Source organism: Nitrospirillum pindoramense (assembly GCF_007827955.1).
Classification (GTDB): domain Bacteria; phylum Pseudomonadota; class Alphaproteobacteria; order Azospirillales; family Azospirillaceae; genus Nitrospirillum; species Nitrospirillum amazonense_B.
The window spans coordinates 12,121-28,654 of record NZ_VITR01000021.1 but is presented as its reverse complement, the minus strand read 5'-3'; the positions used below and the strand labels follow the sequence as shown (position 1 = coordinate 28,654).

Sequence of the window (16,534 nt, the reverse complement as noted above, 5' to 3'; positions counted from 1 at the left end):
CGTATGGCCTTTTCATAGGGAAAAAGGCCGAGGCGAAGCCACGAAACCTATCCAAAAAAGCATAGGGCGGGCATCGCGGACAATCACCGCGAGCACCCGCCCCATGCCGGACCCTACCGCCGGAGGATCGTCAAGCCCGAGTCTTTGCCCGAGTCTTGAGGAGGAAGAGGTAAGTGGTCAGCCGCCCAGCCCCAGCAGGTCGGCATTGCCGCCGAAGGCGGTGATGTTGACGGTCAAGGTTTTTTCCGTGGCGAAGCGCAGCAGATAGTGCGGGCCGCCGGCCTTGGGGCCCGTGCCGGACAGGCCGTGGCCGCCGAAGGGCTGCACGCCGACGACGGCGCCCACCATGTTGCGGTTGATGTAGGTATTGCCGCAGTTCAGGCGCTTGAAGATCTCCTGCGCCCGACCCTCCAGCCGGCTGTGGACGCCCAGGGTCAGGCCATAGCCAGTGGCATCGATGTCGGCCAGCACCTGGTCCAGGCTGTCGGCCTTCCACCGCACCAGGTGCAGGATGGGGCCGAACACCTCGCGCGGCAGGCGCTTCAGGCTGTCGATCTCATAGAGGCGTGGCCCGAAGAAGGTGCCGTTGGCGAGATCCGCGCCGGGGTCGCAGGCGTGGACCAGCTTGGCCTCGCGGTCCATGCGCGCGGCATGGGCCACCAGGATCTTACGGGCGTCCTCATCGATGATGGGCCCAACGTCGGTGGCCAGATCCAGCGGATCGCCCAGGGTGACCAGTTGCATGGCGCCCTTCAGCAGATGCGCCATCTGGTCGGCCACGTCGTCCTGCACGAACAGGACGCGCATGGCGGAGCAGCGCTGCCCGGCCGACTGGAAGGCGGAGGTGATGCAGTCGTCCACCACCTGCTCCAGCAGGGCGGTGCTGTCGACGATCATGGCGTTCTGGCCGCCGGTCTCGGCGATCAGGGGAACGATGGCGCCGTCGCGGGCGGCCAAGGCCCGGTTGATCAGGCGGGCGGTCTCGGTGGAGCCGGTGAAGGCCACGCCGCCGATGCGGGCGTCGGCCACCAGGGCGGCGCCCACCGTTTCGCCATCGCCCGGCAGCAGGTGCAGGATGTCACCCGGCACGCCGGCCTTGTGGAACAGGCGCACGGCGCGGGCGCCGACCAGGGTGGTCTGCTCCGCCGGCTTGGCCGCCACGGCGTTGCCGGCGGCCAGGGCGGCCGCCACCTGGCCGGTGAAGATGGCCAGCGGGAAGTTCCACGGGCTGATGCAGACGAAGGTGCCGCGGCCATGCAGCGACAGTTCGTTGCTCTCGCCCGTCGGGCCCGGCAGGCGTGTGGGCGCGCCGAACTGCTTGCGGGCGAGGTCGGCGTAGTAGCGGCAGAAATCCACCGCCTCGCGCACCTCGGCGACGGCGTCGCCCCAGGTCTTGCCCGCCTCGCGGATCAGGATGCCCAGCAGGGCCGGGGTGTCGGCCTCCAGCGCGTCGCCCATGGCGTCCAGGATGCGGGCGCGGCCCTCGCCGCCCAGGGCGTCCCAGCCGGGCTGGGCCTTGGCGGCCAGCGCCAGGGCGCGATCGATATGCTCCGCCGTGGCGTCGGCGGTGGTGCCCACCGTGCGGGTGCGGTCGGACGGGTCCAGCACCGGCCGGGCCTTCTGGCCGGCCACGTCCTGGCCACCGACGATGGGGGCGGCCGTCCAGGCCTGGGCCAGGGCGGCGTCGATGCCGGCGCGCAGGGTCCGCACCGTGGCCTCATCCGTCAGGTCGACACCGCGGGAGTTGGCGCGGTCGTCACCATAGAGCTTGTCGGGGGTGGGGATACCGGCATGGCGCAGCACGGGCAAAGCCTCCAAAAGGGCGATCGGGTCGGCAACCACCTGGCCCACCGGAATGGCCGGGTCCATGTAGGCGTTGACGAAGTTGCTGTTGGCGCCGTTCTCCAGGAGACGGCGGACGAGATAGGGCAGCAGGTCCTCATGCGTGCCGACGGGCGCGTAGATGCGCACGCGCGGCACGTTCTTCAGACGGTCCCGCGCGGCGGCGTACAGCAGGTCGCCCATGCCGTGCAGGCGCTGGAACTCCAGGTCGCGGTTGTCGCCCGCCAGGTGCAGGATGGCGGCGATGGTGTAGGCGTTGTGGGTGGCGAACTGCGGATAAATGGCGTCCTTGGCCGCCAGCATCCGCCGCGCGCACACCAGGTAGCTGAGGTCCGTCGCCGCCTTTTTGGTGTAGACGGGATAGTCGGCGTGGCCCTGGGTCTGGGAGAATTTGATCTCCGTGTCCCAATAGGCGCCCTTCACCAGGCGCACCATCAGCCGGCGCCCGGCGGAACGGGCCAGCGCCGCCAGCCAGTCGACCAGGTGGGCGGTGCGCTTCTGATAGGCCTGGATGGCCAAGCCCAGGCCGTTCCAGCCGGCGAGGTCGCCATCGCGCGCCAGTGCCTCCAGCAGGTCCAGCGAGATGTCCAGGCGGTCCGCCTCTTCGGCGTCGATGGTCAGGTTGATGTCCCAGCGCTTGGCCGCCAGGCACAGGTCCTTCACCCGGGGCAGCAGCTGGGCCATGACGTCGGCGCGCTTGGCGAAGACATAGCGCGGGTGCAGGGCCGACAGCTTGATGGAGACGCCGGGGGCGGCGTAAGGGCCGCGGCCGGCCGCCGCCTTGCCCACCGTGTCGATGGCGTTGAGGTATGACGCCTGGTAGCGGTCCGCCTGTTCCCAGGTGCGCGCCCCCTCGCCCAGCATGTCATAGGAATGGACGGTTCCCTCGGGCTTGGCCTTTTTCGCCTCGGCCACCGCCTCGGCGATGGTGCGGCCCATGACGAAGTGTTCGCCCATGACGCGCATGGCCTTCATCATGGCGGCGCGGATGACGGGCTCACCCGAGCGCTGGACCAGGCGGCGCAGCAGGCCGGGGGCGTCCCCCTGCTTCTTGGTGTCGACCTCCACCACCCGGCCGGTCAGCATCAGGCCCCAGGCGGCGGCGTTGACGAAGGCGCTGTCGGATTGGCCCAGGTGCTGGTCCCACTGGCCTTTCGTGATCTTCTCGGCGATCAGCCGGTCGGCCGTGGCCGGGTCCGCGATGCGCAGCAGGCACTCGGCGATGCACATGAGGGCGATGCCCTCCTGGTTGGACAGGCCGAACTCCTGCATGAAGGCGTCGAGCGGCCCCAGCTCCGACCGGCGGGCGCGGGCGGCGTTCACCACATCCACCGCCTGGGCGTCGATGGCCCGCCGCTCCTGCGTCGTCAGGCCGTGCGCCGCCAGCAGGGCGCGCACCGCCGTCTCCTCATTCACATGCTTGGCCCGGCGCAGGGCCGCGCGGGGGCCGTCAAGATCGGGCGTGGCCGGGGAGGAAGAGCTGGACGGGGCGGTCGCCTGGTACATGACACTGCCTGGGGCTGGGGTGGGCGGTTGATGTCGCGGATTATGGCGAGATCACCGGCATATTTCCCGCCAATTTAGGGCATTTTTCAGTATATCATCCGGCCATGGGGCCCTTCGGACGATGAAAATATGACCCGCCAAACCGCTGACCAGTTGGACCGCATCGACCTGAACATCCTGCGCATCCTGCAGGAGGATGGGCGCCTGTCGAACGTGGAGCTGTCCCGCCGTGTGAACCTGTCCCCCACCCCGTGCCTGGAGCGGGTGCGGCGCCTGGAACGCGACGGCTATATCCGGGGCTATGCGGCGCGGCTGGACCCGGAACGGCTGGGCCGCAGCCTGATGGCCTTCATCGAGGTGCGGCTGGACCGCACCAGCCCCGACGTCTTCAAAATCTTCGCCGACGCCATCGCCCCCATGGACGAGATCCAGGAATGCCACATGGTGGCCGGCGGCTTCGACTATCTCATCAAGGTGCGGGTGGCCGACATGGCAGCGTACCGCGCCTTCCTGGGCGACAAGCTGTCCAGCATCCCGGGCGTCGCCCAGACCCACACCTATATGGTGATGGAGGAGGTGAAATCGACGGCGGCCATACCCGTGCCGGTGCGGTAGTGTGCCATAATGGAAGTATCGTAAATCGCGGCTACACGTCACCGGATCATCAGTTGACGGCAGCCGCGACTTCGGAAGAACTGAATTGAGGCCTGATTATAACAGCCGTGGCGGATGTGGCAGCAAAGCCAACCTCCGCTGTAACGAATTAGCGCATATAAGTCTCCCGACTTAGCTTGCGGGGTTCAGAGCGGCGATGATGCTCTTCCACGTGGACGAGAGGGAATAAGTGCCGCCAGAATTTTCCAACAGGGCGGAGGCCGCCGACGTGATCCAGCTCTGCAGCGCGCTCTCCTGTGAACTGCAGTAGGCTGGGAGGCCGGTCGACAGCTCTGGATCGATGCGATAGAAGTTGCCGGGCGTTTTCTGTTGGGCGATCGCTGAAGTGAGAAACTGCATCGTCCAATCTGCAGCACCCTCACTCAACAGAGAGGACAACTCTCCTTCATCGCTTATATAGTTGACTGTATTGTTGCTTGACCCGGTTTTGGCCGCAGATGACTGTCTGGCTGTCATGAGCCATCCGGGCTCGGTGCTGATATTCGCAAGCTTGAACGCCCCATTGACCACTTCAGCTGCACCCTTCGGCAGGCTCTGGACTAAAGCCCAGGCCACACCAGCACCGTATGCCTGAGCGGTCGTATATCCCGGAGCAGTGATGGCGCTGGGCGGCTGACCGCAACCAAGCGAGATCATGGTGCCGATCTTAAAGCCATTACTGACGGCCCACATGTAGGTGGCCAAAGCCGGATTGCCCGCCCAGACCCCACCATCGAGAAAGTAATTATCTTGCTCGGAGGCGCCGGTAAAGTTCAGATCGTAAGGCACTGGCGGAAGCAGCATGGGGAAAGCACTGGTCATTAAGCACGCCTGCAGCGCGCTTACATACAGGGGATTCTCGGTGGTCGAGCCGGCAAGCGTCGTGTCGTTGTTTATAAACAACGGTCCCCACGGGGTCGACGCGTCGATCTGATTCGTCGTCGCGCCAGCACTGGGGCTGGACCCATTGTTGAACGTCGAGATCATGACGCTCGTTGCAGCTTGGTTCAGGGTATTGAACGCGCCATCATAATAACTGCTGGTGGAAAGATTGTTGACTGCGAGACTGCTGGGAGATCCCCAGCCGTCCACATTCGCTGACTGGTTTGCCGGCGCACCAGCGATGGTCTTGATAAGGCCGGTGTTGTTGAACATCGGACCGCTCAACAGCAACGGGTCGACCGGGGCCGAAGGCATAGGAAATATCGTGCTGCCCTGATTATAAAACAGGTTGACCAGATCCGCCGCCTGGCAGGTGTCGCCATTGAGCTTGGGTACGGTCATGCCGACGGTCAACAACCCGCCAGCAGAGGTGCCCACGATAAGGTCAAAGCATTCCGCCAGCGATTTCGATCCAGTAGAAACACCGACAGTGGGGCCGGAAGGCGGCTTAATTCCGTCAGATGATATATTTGACCCCGAAAAATCGGCAATGTTGCCGTAGCTTCCATCCAAGAAGGAAAGAAGTGTCGCGGGTACGATGCCGCGCAACGCGCCGCCATCGATCGTCAGAATGTTAATCGGAGTACCATCCGCCAGCTTCTTCTGAAGCGTCGCAGACGGGGTGGGCTGTAGGGCTGGAATGGTCATTGGTAACGTCCCTGGCACGGCTGGTTTCGATGCCTGCCCCATTGGCATGAACCGTGCCAAGCTACTAATCATTTACTTCCAATGCCTTACATAGACCAACGAGTCATCCGGCCGTTTTCCGGACACGTCGGACGCGTTGGACACGCGCCATCATCTGTCCTGCTTGGGGCGATGCCGCGCCTCGGCGTCGGCGTATAGCCGCAACTATGGAAAGGATGGGCCTGACGGTGTTCCAATTAAGCGGAACGGGCTCTTAACCACCACCCGTTCAACCGGCTGCCCCCTCCGCCGCCACCAAGGCCCCGCTGAAGCAGGCCTGCAGCAGGTAGCCACCGGTGGGCGCTTCCCAGTCCAGCATCTCGCCCACGGCGAAGACGCCGGGCAGGCGGCGCAGCATCAGGTGCTCGTCCAGTTCGGTCAGCTTGATGCCGCCGGCGGTGGAGATGGCGCGGTCGAGGTCCCGAATGCCCGTGAGCGTGATGGGCAGGGCCTTGAGGCGGGCGGCCAGCGCCGCAGGGGTGGCGAGCTCGGCGGGCATGGCGCCTTCCCGCAGCAGGGCGGGGATGACTCCCTCCAGCCCCAGGGCCTTGCGCAGGCGGTTCTTCAGGCTTTCGGACGGCGGCGCCTTCGCCAAACGCTCCGCCATAGTGGCCAGGTCCAAATCGGGCTTGAGGTCGATGTGCAGCACCGCTTGGCCGTCGCGGGCGATGGCCTCCCGCAGCGGCGCGCCCAGGGCGTAGAGGGCGCCGCCCTCCAGGCCGGTGCGGGTCACCACCGCCTCCCCCCGGCTGGTCTGGCCGGCGAAGGACAGGGCGATGCGCTTCAGGGGCCGGCCCTCCGCCCGCGCGACGAAGGCGGGGGACCAGGCGACGTCGAAGCCGGCGTTGGCGGCGCGGAAGGGGGCGAGGTCGATGCCCTTCGCCGCCAACAAGGGCGCCCAACCGCCGTCGGAGCCCAGGCGCGGCCAGCTGGCGCCGCCCAGGGCCAACAGGGTGGCGTCCGCCGCCACCGCCAGCGGCCCCTCCGGCGTGTCGAAGGCCAGCGCGCCGCCGTCGGTCCATCCGGTCCAGCGGTGGCGGGGCTTCAACGTCACGCCCAGCCCATCCAGCCGGCGCAGCCAGGCGCGCAGCAGGGGGGAGGCCTTGAGGCCCACGGGAAAGACGCGGCCGCTGCTGCCGACGAAAGTCTCGATACCCAAGCCATGCACCCAGGCGCGCAGGTCGTCCGGCGTGAAGCGCCTGATCCACGGCGCCACCACCGGCGCTGCCGCGCCATAGCGGGTGAGAAAGCGGTCCAGCGGTTCGGAATGGGTGATGTTCAGGCCGCCGCGCCCGGCCATCAGGAACTTGCGCGCAGGTGACGGCATGGCGTCATAGACGGTGACGGCGATGCCCTTGCCGGCCAACGCCTCGGCCGCCATGAGGCCGGCGGGGCCGGCACCGATGATGGCGACCGATGGGCGTCCCCGTCCCGCTTTTTCCGCCGTTTGCGGCACCGCTCAACCCTTTCTCAACACTCTTAGCCGCTTCTAGGCATGGCGACCCGCCGCCGTCAATGCGCGCCGGGGCGGCGTCCGCGCAAAAGCGCGGGGCGCCTGCGCCCGACGCATCACATAAAGACATCTTTATGTTTGCATCTGTATCCCCACATCACTAGGGTGGCGAACATTGTTACCTGAGAACCGGCTGCTTCGATGCCCGAAGGCCCGTCGGTGGAGTACGCGATCATGGCCCTGACCCGTTCCGAACGCCTGGCCCGCCTGCCGGATCTGCTGAAGCAGCGCATCTTGGTGCTGGATGGCGCCATGGGCACCATGATCCAGGGCTACAAGCTGGATGAGGCCGGCTATCGCGGGGAGCGGTTCAAGGACTGGCACCGCGACGTGCGCGGCAACAACGACCTGCTGAACCTGACCCAGCCGCAGATCGTGCGCGAAATCCACCAGCAGTATTTCGACGCCGGCGCCGACATCGTCGAGACCAACACCTTCAATTCCACCAGCATCAGCCTGGCCGATTACGGCATGGAGGATCTGGCGTACGAGTTCAACAAGGCCGGCGCCGCCCTGGCTCGCGCCGCCGGCGACGCGCTGGAGGATGCCGACCCGTCGCGCCCACGCTATGTCGCCGGCGCCATCGGTCCGACCAACCGCACCGCCTCCATCAGTCCGGTGGTGACCGACCCCGGCTTCCGCAATGTCGACTTCGATGAGCTGCGCGCCGCCTATCGCACCCAGGTGGAGGGCCTGATTGACGGCGGCGTCGACATGCTGCTGGTTGAAACCATCTTCGACACCCTGAACGCCAAGGCCGCCCTGTTCGCCGCCGAGGAGGTGCTGGAGGAAAAGGGGCTGGAACTGCCGGTCATGATCTCCGGCACCATCACCGACCGCTCCGGCCGCACTTTGTCCGGCCAGACGACGGAGGCCTTCTGGAACAGCCTGCGCCATGTGAAACCGCTGAGCATCGGCCTGAACTGCGCGCTGGGCGCCGACCTGATGCGTCCCTATGTCCAGGAACTGAGCCGCATCGCCGACACCTATGTCAGCGCCCATCCCAACGCCGGCCTGCCCAACGAGTTCGGCGGCTATGACGAGACGCCGGAGCAGATGGCCGACGCGCTGCGCCACTGGGCCGGCGACGGGCTGGTGAACATCGTCGGCGGCTGCTGCGGCACCTCCCCCGTGCATATCCGCGCCATCGCCGAGGCGGTGAAGGGCATCACCCCGCGGCCGCCGGCCGACCGCCCGGCGCGCATGCGCCTGGCCGGTTTGGAGCCGTTCGAGATGCCGGCGTTCTGACCCACCCCACCCAGACCCCAGCGCCCTCGCCCCTCGTTTCGCTTCCGGAATCAGCCGCCATGACCCAGCCCCGCACCGCCGTCTTCATCAATGTGGGTGAGCGCACCAACGTCACCGGATCGGCCAGGTTCAAGAAGCTGATCCTGAACGGCGATTACGAGGCGGCCCTGGCCGTCGCCCGCCAGCAGGTGGAGGGCGGCGCCCAGATCATCGACGTGAACATGGACGAGGCCATGCTGGACAGCGAGGCCGCCATGGTCCGCTTCCTGCGCCTGATCGCCTCGGAACCCGACATCGCCCGCGTGCCGGTCATGATCGACAGTTCGAAGTGGAGCGTGATCGAGGCGGGGCTGAAAAACGTCCAGGGCAAAGCCATCGTCAATTCCATCAGCCTGAAGGAAGGCGAAGAAGCGTTCATTGCCCAGGCCCGCAAGGTGCGCCGCTATGGCGCCGCCGTGGTGGTCATGGCCTTCGACGAGAAAGGCCAGGCCGACACGGAGGAGCGCAAGGTGGCCATCTGCCGCCGCAGCTATGACGTGCTGGTGAACAAGGTTGGCTTCCCCCCCGAAGACATCATCTTCGACCCCAACATCTTCGCCGTCGCCACGGGCATCGAGGAACACAACAACTACGCCGTCGACTTCATCAACGCCACACGCCGCATCCGGACGGAGCTGCCGGGCGCCCACGTCTCCGGCGGCCTGTCCAACGTCTCGTTCAGCTTCCGCGGCAACGAGACGGTGCGCCAGGCGATGCACGCCGTGTTCCTGTACCACGCCATCGCCGCCGGCATGGACATGGGCATCGTCAACGCCGGCGAGCTGCCGGTGTATGAGGATATCCCGGCCGAGCTGCGCGAGCGGGTGGAGGACGTCATCCTCAACCGCCGTGAGGACGCCACCGACCGCCTGCTGGAAGTGGCGGAGAAGTACAAGGGCGGCGGCGCCAGGAAGGAAGCGGACCTCAGCTGGCGCCAGGCGCCGGTGAACCAGCGCCTGACCCACGCCCTGGTGCATGGCCTGACCGACTGGATCGACGAGGATGTGGAGGAGGCGCGCCAAGCCGCCGACCGTCCCCTGTCGGTCATCGAGGGCCCGCTGATGGACGGCATGAACGTGGTGGGCGACCTGTTTGGCGCCGGCAAGATGTTCCTGCCCCAGGTGGTGAAGTCCGCCCGCGTCATGAAGAAGGCCGTGGCCTACCTGCTGCCCTTCATCGAGGCGGAGAAGGACGGCGCCGCCAACCGCAGCAACGGCAAGGTGCTGCTGGCCACCGTGAAGGGCGACGTGCACGACATCGGCAAGAACATCGTCGGCGTCGTCCTGCAATGTAACAATTACGAGGTCGTGGACCTGGGCGTCATGGTGCCGTGCGCCCAGATTCTGGAGACGGCGCGCAAGGAAAAGGCCGACATCATCGGCCTGTCCGGCCTGATCACCCCGTCGTTGGATGAGATGGTGTTCGTGGCCAAGGAGATGCAGCGCGAGGGCTTCGACCTGCCGCTGCTGATCGGCGGCGCCACCACCAGCAAGGTGCACACCGCCGTCAAGATCGACCCGGTCTACCAGGGGCCCGTCGTCCATGTCATCGACGCCAGCCGCGCCGTGGGCGTGGCCGGCAACCTGGTCAGCCTGGCGGCCAAGGCCGACTACATGCAGAATGTGAAGGGCGACTACGCCCGCATGCGCGAGGCCCACGCCCGCGCCCAGGCCAACCGCGCCCGCTTGCCCATCGCCGACGCCCGCGCCAACCGCGCCAAGCTGGACTGGGCGGCATACGAGGCGCCGCAGCCGCTGAAGCCCGGCCTGACGGTGTTCGAGGATTACGACCTGGCGGAGCTGGTGTCGCGCATCGACTGGCGCCCCTTCTTCCAGGCCTGGGAACTGGCCGGCACCTTCCCCGCCATCCTGGAGGACGCCGTGGTGGGCGAGGCCGCGCGCAACCTCTACGCCGACGCCCAGGCCATGTTGCAGCGGATCATCGGGGAGAAGTGGCTGACGGCCCGCGCCGTCATCGGCCTGTGGCCCGCCAACGCCGTGGGCGACGACATCGAGGTCTATGCCGACGCCGGCCGCGCGACGGTGACGGCCACGCTGCATACCCTGCGCCAGCAGATGGCGCGCGAGGCCGGCCGCGACCGGCCGCACCTGGCCCTGGCCGACTTCGTGGCGCCCAAGGAGACGGGCGTCGCCGACTGGATCGGCGGCTTCGCCGTCACCGCCGGCATCGGGCTGGAGGAACGGGCCAAGGCCTTCGAGGCGGCGCACGACGACTACAGCGCCATCCTGCTGAAGGCCCTGGGTGACCGCCTGGCCGAGGCCCTGTCGGAGCGCATGCATGAGCGCGTGCGCACCGAACTGTGGGGCTATGCCGCCGGCGAGACGTTGAGCAACGAGGATCTGATCGCGGAGAAGTACCGCGGCATCCGCCCGGCCCCGGGCTATCCCGCCTGCCCCGACCATACGGAGAAGGGCATCCTGTGGCAGTTGCTGGATGCGGAGAAGAACGCCGGCGTCACGCTGACCGAAAGCTACGCCATGACCCCCACCGCCGCCGTCAGCGGCCTGTATCTCGCCCATCCGGACGCCAAGTATTTCGGCCTGGGCAAGGTGGAACGCGACCAGGTGGCGGACTATGCCGCGCGCAAGGGCATGGACCTCGCCACCATGGAACGCTGGCTGGCCCCCAACCTGAACTATGAGCCCACTACCGCCGGGGACGCGGCGGCGGCATGAGGGCTGCGGCGGGCGGTCGCAGTCACGTCGCGTTCATAATCCCGCGACCTCGTGGCGCTATGGTTTCCTCCTGGTTGAGAAACCCGCCACAGGTCGCCTAATGCCACGTCTCCGCCTGCTGCTTATCCTCTTCCTGCTCATGATCTGCCTTCCCGCAATGGCGGAGAGGCGCGGCGATTATCCCCCGAAGCCCACCACAGTGCAGGGCTGGCGCAAGGCGGCGGCGGAAGATTTGGCCGCCATCCATACCCTCCTCAAAAAGAACCACCCCGCCATGGTTGTCGATAAGGGGGGTGAAAGCTTCAAGGCTTGGATCGACAAGGGATATGAGCAGGCCAAGCGCCAAATCCCCGATATTCGGGGGGAGTGGGACTATTATTTCCTGATCACCCATTATGTCGGCGGATTCCGTGACGCCCACATCCGGATCAACCGCAACGCCAAATATCGTTATTCCGACTTGCAACGCTGGCCCGGCATCATCCTGGCCTATGTCGACAGCCACTATGTGGTTCGAAACGTCGCCCCCTGGCTGGGGGAGCGTGGACCGCCCGTGGGGGCGGTCCTGGTCACCTGTGACGGCTATCCCGTGGACGCGCTGGCCCGGGCCCGCCTGGATGCCTATTTCGACAATCTGGACCTGGAGGGCGGGCGGTACCGCACGGCACCGCTGCTGCTGCTGGACCTGGGCAACACGTATGCGCCACTGCCGCGGGCTTGCTGGTTCAAGGGCCAGTCCGGAGGCCGCATGTACCCCCTGGAATACCGCGCCCCTCCACCGGAAAACGATTTGCAGGCCGAGATAAACGCGGCCGCCGGATACGGTCCCGCCCCGCCCCTGGGGCTGTCGCAGCCGGCACCCGGCCTATGGTGGATCACCCTGTCATCGATGGCGCCGTCCGGTGAAAACTGGAACGCCTTCCTGGCTGAGATCAAGGCGCACTTGGCCGACATCCGAGCCGCACACCAAGTGGTGATCGACCTTCGTGCCAACTGGGGAGGCAGCGATCTGGTGCCCCAACGCCTCGCTTCCTTGCTTTGGGGTGACGACTTTTTCTCCAGCCACCAGCCAGCGTCGGGACGCGCCCTCTATCGCGTGACGCCCCTCGTGGTTGGGAAATACCGGGAGATGGAGCGTCAGAGCGCGGGGGTCTATGCCGCTGCCACGCCGGAAACGGGCAGCCAGATGGGGATGATCCTGCAGCGGGCGTTGGATCACGGCAAGCCTAGCCACACCTTCATGAACGGACTGGGCCGGACCGGAGATGCCATCGCCCCTGCCGATCCTATCGCCGGCCAGGTCATCCTGCTGACGGACTATGCTTGCGTCTCCGCCTGTCTGGACGGCGTGGACATGATGCTGCCAATGCCCAATACGATCTTGGCGGGCCGGGACACGGGCGCCGACACCATCTTCGGCTCCATCATCCGAACACCCCTACCCTCGCTGCGGTGGTCCCTGTATTTCTCGGTCAACGCCGCCATCGACCGCTGCCGGGGCAACAACATCCCTTATCGGCCCCTGCCTGGGTTCCGCTTTCGAGGGGATATCACCGATACCGCCGCCGTCCAGGCGTGGGTGCAGCATCTGCCGCCGACTCCGGCGGACTGGGGGGCGACCGGCCCTGGGTGTCCCCGCTCCCAACCACAGCCGCCCCATCCGCCGCCCAGCATCATCATGGATTAAAGTTGGTTCGGCCACCGCTCTCCGCCCCGAAAACCCTGCCCGGCTAATCCTCCGGCCAAATATCCGTTTGGCGGTAGGCGCAGTTATAGCCCCACACCTTGCCATCCCAGGTGAGCCGCCCGTCACTTGGGCCGCCGTCGAAACCACCCTCGCCGGCGGAGCCGAAGCGTTGGGCGAAGGCCGCGCGTATATCGGGCCGGCAGTCGCCCGCGCTGGTGAGGGACCATAGGGTCGCCGGCCGTCTGGTGTTCCACACGATGGGTGAACCGGTGCCGGTGGTCGCCACCGGTGCTGGCGCCGGCCGATCGACACGGCGGACGGAGGAAATGGCCCGGTCCAGGCCGATGCGGGACAAGTCGTTGATGACATCCCAAGCGCTGACCGTCTCGCAGTCACGGTAGCCGGCGTGGCGGCACACCTCCCACGTTCCCGCCGTGACCGTCAGGGACCGCGCCCGGTCGTTCCAACCGCTGCCGGCCAGGTTCTCGGTATCGTCCTCAATATCGAGGGTGCTTCCGCCCCGGTCCTGTCCCGAATACAGGATGATCCCGGCGTCGTACGCCCATGCGGTCCCCGTTCCGGACAGGGCGGCACCGACCATCAGGCCCGTGGCAATCAGCAGCCGGGCGGTGACACCTGACATTCCCGTCCCCCATCATCACTGCCAGATGTTGATCTGCTCCGGCGTGCAGCGGTAGTGCCAGCGGTCCCCATTCCAGAAGATGCGGCCTTCCCACTCCTCACCCCGGAAATTGACGTCGCCAGGCGGGCCGAAGCGCTGGACGAAGGCGTCATAGATGCGGCGGCGGCAATCGCCCATGGGCGGGGGCCCGTCCCGCCGGTCGTCATTCCAGGTGACACCGCCACCATAACTGGGCGGCGGGGGCGGTGGCTGGTCATAAGCCGGCGGGCCCGAGGGGGCATTGTTCCAGGTGATGCCACCGCCATAGCCGGGCGGCGGGCCATAGACCGGGGGCGGAGGCGGCGGCGGGTCGTAGACCGGCGGCGGAGGCGGTTCCGGCTGGTAGTAGCGGCCGTCGATCTGCCGGGCGGAGGAGATGGCGTTATACAGCCCGATCTCACCCAAATCGCCGATGCGGGTGCCGCGGCCCACACGCTTGCAGTTGCGGAAGCCGGAGTCCTTGCACACCTCCCACTCGCCTGAGCGGACGATCATGGATTTGGCGCGGTCGTTCCAGCGCCCCATGTCGGCCAGGTTTTCCACGCCATCGCGGATGGTCAGCGCGTCGCCCCGGAAGAAGGCCTCGGAATACAGGGTGATTTCCCCCGCCAGCGCACCGCCAGCGGTCATCAGGGTACCGGCCAGCACGGCCGCCCCCATCACTCGGTGCATCAATCGTGTCATGACGGTCCACCCTGTCGCCCGGCCCGGCGGCATGTGCCGCCCGGCCCATTCAGTACCGGCCCAATTCCTTGCAATCATCGTTTGCAAGAATGCCTGCCGGCGGATTTAACCTAAAGCCAGGAGAATGGCGAGCCCGTGGCGGCGCGGTGGCATCATCCGGATTTCAGGTTCGCGTCGGGAACCGCTCAGGCGACCTTGGGCGCCCGCACCCCCAGCATATGGCAGATGGCGACCGTCAGGTCGGCGCGGTTCAGGGTGTAGAAATGGAAATCCCGCACCCCTTCCCGCTCCAGCCGCAGGCACTGCTGCACGGCCACGGTGGCGGCCACCAGTTGGCGGGTTTCCGGTTCCGCGTCCAGGCCACCGAACAGGTCCGCCATCCACGCCGGCACGGCGCAGTTGCACTTGGCGCCCAATTCCACGGCGCGGCCGAAATTGGTGATGGGCAGGATGCCCGGCACGATGGGAATATCGATGCCGGCCGCCGCCACCCTGTCGCGGAAGCGCAGGAACTTGTCGGTATCGAAAAAGAACTGGCTGATGGCGCGGGTGGCGCCGGCGTCCACCTTGCGCCGCAAATTGTCGATGTCGGCGGCGGCGCTGGCGGCCTCTGGATGGGTTTCAGGGAAGCAGGCCACGGAGATTTCGAAATCCGCCACCCGCTTCAGCCCCGCGACCAGGTCGGTGGCGTAGGCGTAGCCGCCGGGGTGGGGCTGATAGCCGCTGCCGCCCAGGCCGCCACTGCCATCCGCCGCCTGGGGCGGGTCACCCCGAAGCGCCACGATGTGGCGGATACCGGCGTCCCAATAGGCGCGCGCGATGGTGTCGATCTCTTCCTTGGTGGCCGCGACGCAGGTCAAATGCGCGGCGGCCGGGATGCCCGTCTGCTGCTGGATGGCGGTGACGGTGGCGTGGGTGCGTTCCCGTGTGGAGCCGCCGGCGCCGTAGGTAACCGAGACGAAGGCCGGGGACAGCGGTGCCAGGCGGTGAATCGCCTGCCACAGCGTCTGTTCCATCTTTTCCGTCTTGGGCGGGAAGAATTCAAAGCTGACGCGCAGGTCCCGCGGCACGGTCACCAGCGGCTCCCCGCCACCCAGGGCACGGTCGGTGTCGGCGCTTTCGTTCACGATGGTCATGGCGGCTTCTCGGGGTTCTCGGAATGTCAGGAGGCGGGCCGCTGGCCGGACCACAGGGTCACGGTCAGGGGGGTGCCAGGCAGATGCACGGGTGCCGCCGCCGTCAGACCGGCGTTGGCGAACCATTGCGCCATATCCGCATCGGTGAAGCCCAGGCGGCGATGGGCGTGGTCGGTCCGCAGGTTCTCCAGGGCATGGCTGGCGAAGTCGACCACCACCAGCCGGCCGCCGGGGCGCAGCACGCGCGCGGCCTCGGCCAGCACCTCCTGCGGCTCCTCGGCATAATGCAGCACCTGGTGGATGATCACCATGTCCTGGCTGCCGGTGGGAACCGGCACCTGGTACATGTCCGCCAGACGGACCTGGACATGGCGCAGGCTGGCCTTTTCCAGGTTCGCCCGGGCCACCGCCAGCATCTCGCGCGAGGCGTCGATGCCCAGGGCCCGGGTGACGTGGGGGGCGAACAGCTCCAGCATGCGGCCGGTGCCCGTGCCGATATCCAGCAGATCGCCGATGCCGGCGGCGGGCACCAGGGCCAGCAACGCCTGCTCCACCTCGCGCTCCGGCACATGCAGGCTGCGCACCTCATGCCAACGGGCGGCGTTATCACGGAAATACTGGGCCGCCGTCTCCTGGCGCGCGCGCTTGATCTGGTCCAGCCGTTCCAGATCCAGTGCCAGGCCCGGATCGTCCGCCGGGATGGCATCCACCAGGGTACGCGCCAGTTCCGCGACCGCCCCGCGTTCCGCCAGTCGGTAATAGGCCCAGATGCCCTCGCGGAAGCGGTCCAGCAGGCCCGCGTCGCACAACAGTTTCAGGTGGCGGGACACACGCGGCTGGCTCTGCCCCAGAATCTGGGTCAATTCGCTGACCGTCAGCTCACCATGGGCACACAGGGCCAGCAAGCGCAGGCGCGTCGGTTCGGCCGCCGCCTTCAATGCCCCCAGCAGAAAATCCATGGTCCACCAAATCCCGCGCCGTCGTTATCGCTGGATCGTTTGTACATATAAAGATGTCTTTATGCGAGAGAATTTATGCCACCGCCGGGCACCCCCATCGGATCGACATCGGGGCGGGGTGTTGCGGGAGGCCTACGACGGGACGCCGAGCGCTCCAGGCGCCATCCCGGCACCCACTCGCCGGATGGCTGAATCCTATATCGAAGGTTGGATAGAAAATGGCCCCACCCTGGCCCACCTCATAGTGGTGCCTGGATTT

Annotated in this window: 11 protein-coding genes; 4 read left to right on the top strand and 7 right to left on the bottom strand. The window is 66.8% G+C overall.

Annotated elements, in window-relative coordinates; translation table 11 throughout:
• Window positions 1–177: 177 nt before the first annotated feature.
• Window positions 178–3,348 carry a bifunctional proline dehydrogenase/L-glutamate gamma-semialdehyde dehydrogenase PutA gene (gene putA / locus FBZ90_RS25390; protein WP_145736115.1) on the bottom strand — a complete coding sequence of 1,057 codons (3,171 nt, stop codon included), beginning with the start codon at window positions 3,346–3,348 and terminating at the stop codon, window positions 178–180.
• Between the two features lie 129 nt (window positions 3,349–3,477).
• Between putA and FBZ90_RS25385 the strand changes: the two genes are divergently transcribed.
• Window positions 3,478–3,963 (top strand): Lrp/AsnC ligand binding domain-containing protein, encoded by a 486-nt coding sequence (locus tag FBZ90_RS25385; protein WP_145736114.1) that lies wholly within the window; start codon window positions 3,478–3,480, stop codon window positions 3,961–3,963.
• Between the two features lie 171 nt (window positions 3,964–4,134).
• Here the strand turns inward: FBZ90_RS25385 and FBZ90_RS25380 are convergent, their stop codons facing one another.
• Both FBZ90_RS25380 and FBZ90_RS25375 read right to left on the bottom strand, forming a co-directional pair.
• A complete protein-coding gene (locus FBZ90_RS25380; protein WP_186456042.1) occupies window positions 4,135–5,592 on the bottom strand; it encodes a patatin-like phospholipase family protein in 1,458 nt (485 codons plus the stop codon).
• A gap of 268 nt (window positions 5,593–5,860) precedes the next feature.
• On the bottom strand, window positions 5,861–7,087 hold the full coding sequence (locus FBZ90_RS25375; RefSeq protein ID WP_276509118.1) for a BaiN/RdsA family NAD(P)/FAD-dependent oxidoreductase: 1,227 nt from the start codon (window positions 7,085–7,087) through the stop codon (window positions 5,861–5,863).
• 231 nt (window positions 7,088–7,318) lie between these two features.
• Here FBZ90_RS25375 and FBZ90_RS25370 point away from each other — a divergent pair, with 231 nt between their 5' ends.
• The 3 genes from FBZ90_RS25370 to FBZ90_RS25360 all read left to right on the top strand — a co-directional run bounded on the left by FBZ90_RS25370 (window position 7,319) and on the right by FBZ90_RS25360 (window position 12,814).
• The gene (locus tag FBZ90_RS25370; protein WP_145736110.1) at window positions 7,319–8,392 is read left to right on the top strand and encodes a homocysteine S-methyltransferase family protein; all 1,074 of its coding nucleotides are present in this window, start codon (window positions 7,319–7,321) and stop codon (window positions 8,390–8,392) included.
• On the top strand, window positions 8,389–11,127 hold the full coding sequence (gene metH / locus FBZ90_RS25365; RefSeq protein ID WP_246130873.1) for a methionine synthase: 2,739 nt from the start codon (window positions 8,389–8,391) through the stop codon (window positions 11,125–11,127). Before FBZ90_RS25370 ends, metH begins: the two co-directional genes overlap by 4 nt.
• A 100-nt stretch (window positions 11,128–11,227) precedes the next feature.
• Window positions 11,228–12,814, top strand: a complete 1,587-nt coding sequence (locus FBZ90_RS25360; RefSeq protein WP_145736106.1) for a S41 family peptidase — start codon at window positions 11,228–11,230, stop codon at window positions 12,812–12,814.
• A gap of 43 nt (window positions 12,815–12,857) precedes the next feature.
• On the opposite strand, the gene FBZ90_RS25355 is transcribed toward FBZ90_RS25360, so the two are convergent.
• The 4 genes from FBZ90_RS25355 to FBZ90_RS25340 all read right to left on the bottom strand — a co-directional run bounded on the left by FBZ90_RS25355 (window position 12,858) and on the right by FBZ90_RS25340 (window position 16,275).
• The gene (locus tag FBZ90_RS25355; protein ID WP_145736104.1) at window positions 12,858–13,457 is read right to left on the bottom strand and encodes a beta/gamma crystallin-related protein; all 600 of its coding nucleotides are present in this window, start codon (window positions 13,455–13,457) and stop codon (window positions 12,858–12,860) included.
• A 15-nt stretch (window positions 13,458–13,472) separates the two neighbouring features.
• The gene (locus tag FBZ90_RS25350; RefSeq protein ID WP_186456041.1) at window positions 13,473–14,180 is read right to left on the bottom strand and encodes a beta/gamma crystallin-related protein; all 708 of its coding nucleotides are present in this window, start codon (window positions 14,178–14,180) and stop codon (window positions 13,473–13,475) included.
• Window positions 14,181–14,365: 185 nt separating this feature from the next.
• Entirely contained in the window at window positions 14,366–15,316 is a 951-nt protein-coding gene (gene metF / locus FBZ90_RS25345) for a methylenetetrahydrofolate reductase (protein ID WP_145736102.1), read from the bottom strand.
• A gap of 26 nt (window positions 15,317–15,342) precedes the next feature.
• Entirely contained in the window at window positions 15,343–16,275 is a 933-nt protein-coding gene (locus FBZ90_RS25340; protein ID WP_145736100.1) for an ArsR/SmtB family transcription factor, read from the bottom strand.
• Window positions 16,276–16,534: the final 259 nt, after the last annotated feature.

Excerpts from the sequence above, each read along its gene's own strand:
- FBZ90_RS25370 (WP_145736110.1), top strand. The coding sequence starts at position 7,319 with ATGGCCCTGACCCGTTCCGAACGCCTGGCCCGCCTGCCGGATCTGCTG.
- FBZ90_RS25350 (WP_186456041.1), bottom strand. The coding sequence starts at position 14,180 with ATGACACGATTGATGCACCGAGTGATGGGGGCGGCCGTGCTGGCCGGT.
- FBZ90_RS25360 (WP_145736106.1), top strand. The coding sequence starts at position 11,228 with ATGCCACGTCTCCGCCTGCTGCTTATCCTCTTCCTGCTCATGATCTGC.
- FBZ90_RS25380 (WP_186456042.1), bottom strand. The coding sequence starts at position 5,592 with ATGACCATTCCAGCCCTACAGCCCACCCCGTCTGCGACGCTTCAGAAG.
- FBZ90_RS25355 (WP_145736104.1), bottom strand. The coding sequence starts at position 13,457 with ATGTCAGGTGTCACCGCCCGGCTGCTGATTGCCACGGGCCTGATGGTC.
- FBZ90_RS25385 (WP_145736114.1), top strand. The coding sequence starts at position 3,478 with ATGACCCGCCAAACCGCTGACCAGTTGGACCGCATCGACCTGAACATC.
- metF (WP_145736102.1), bottom strand. The coding sequence starts at position 15,316 with ATGACCATCGTGAACGAAAGCGCCGACACCGACCGTGCCCTGGGTGGC.
- putA (WP_145736115.1), bottom strand. The coding sequence starts at position 3,348 with ATGTACCAGGCGACCGCCCCGTCCAGCTCTTCCTCCCCGGCCACGCCC.
- FBZ90_RS25340 (WP_145736100.1), bottom strand. The coding sequence starts at position 16,275 with ATGGATTTTCTGCTGGGGGCATTGAAGGCGGCGGCCGAACCGACGCGC.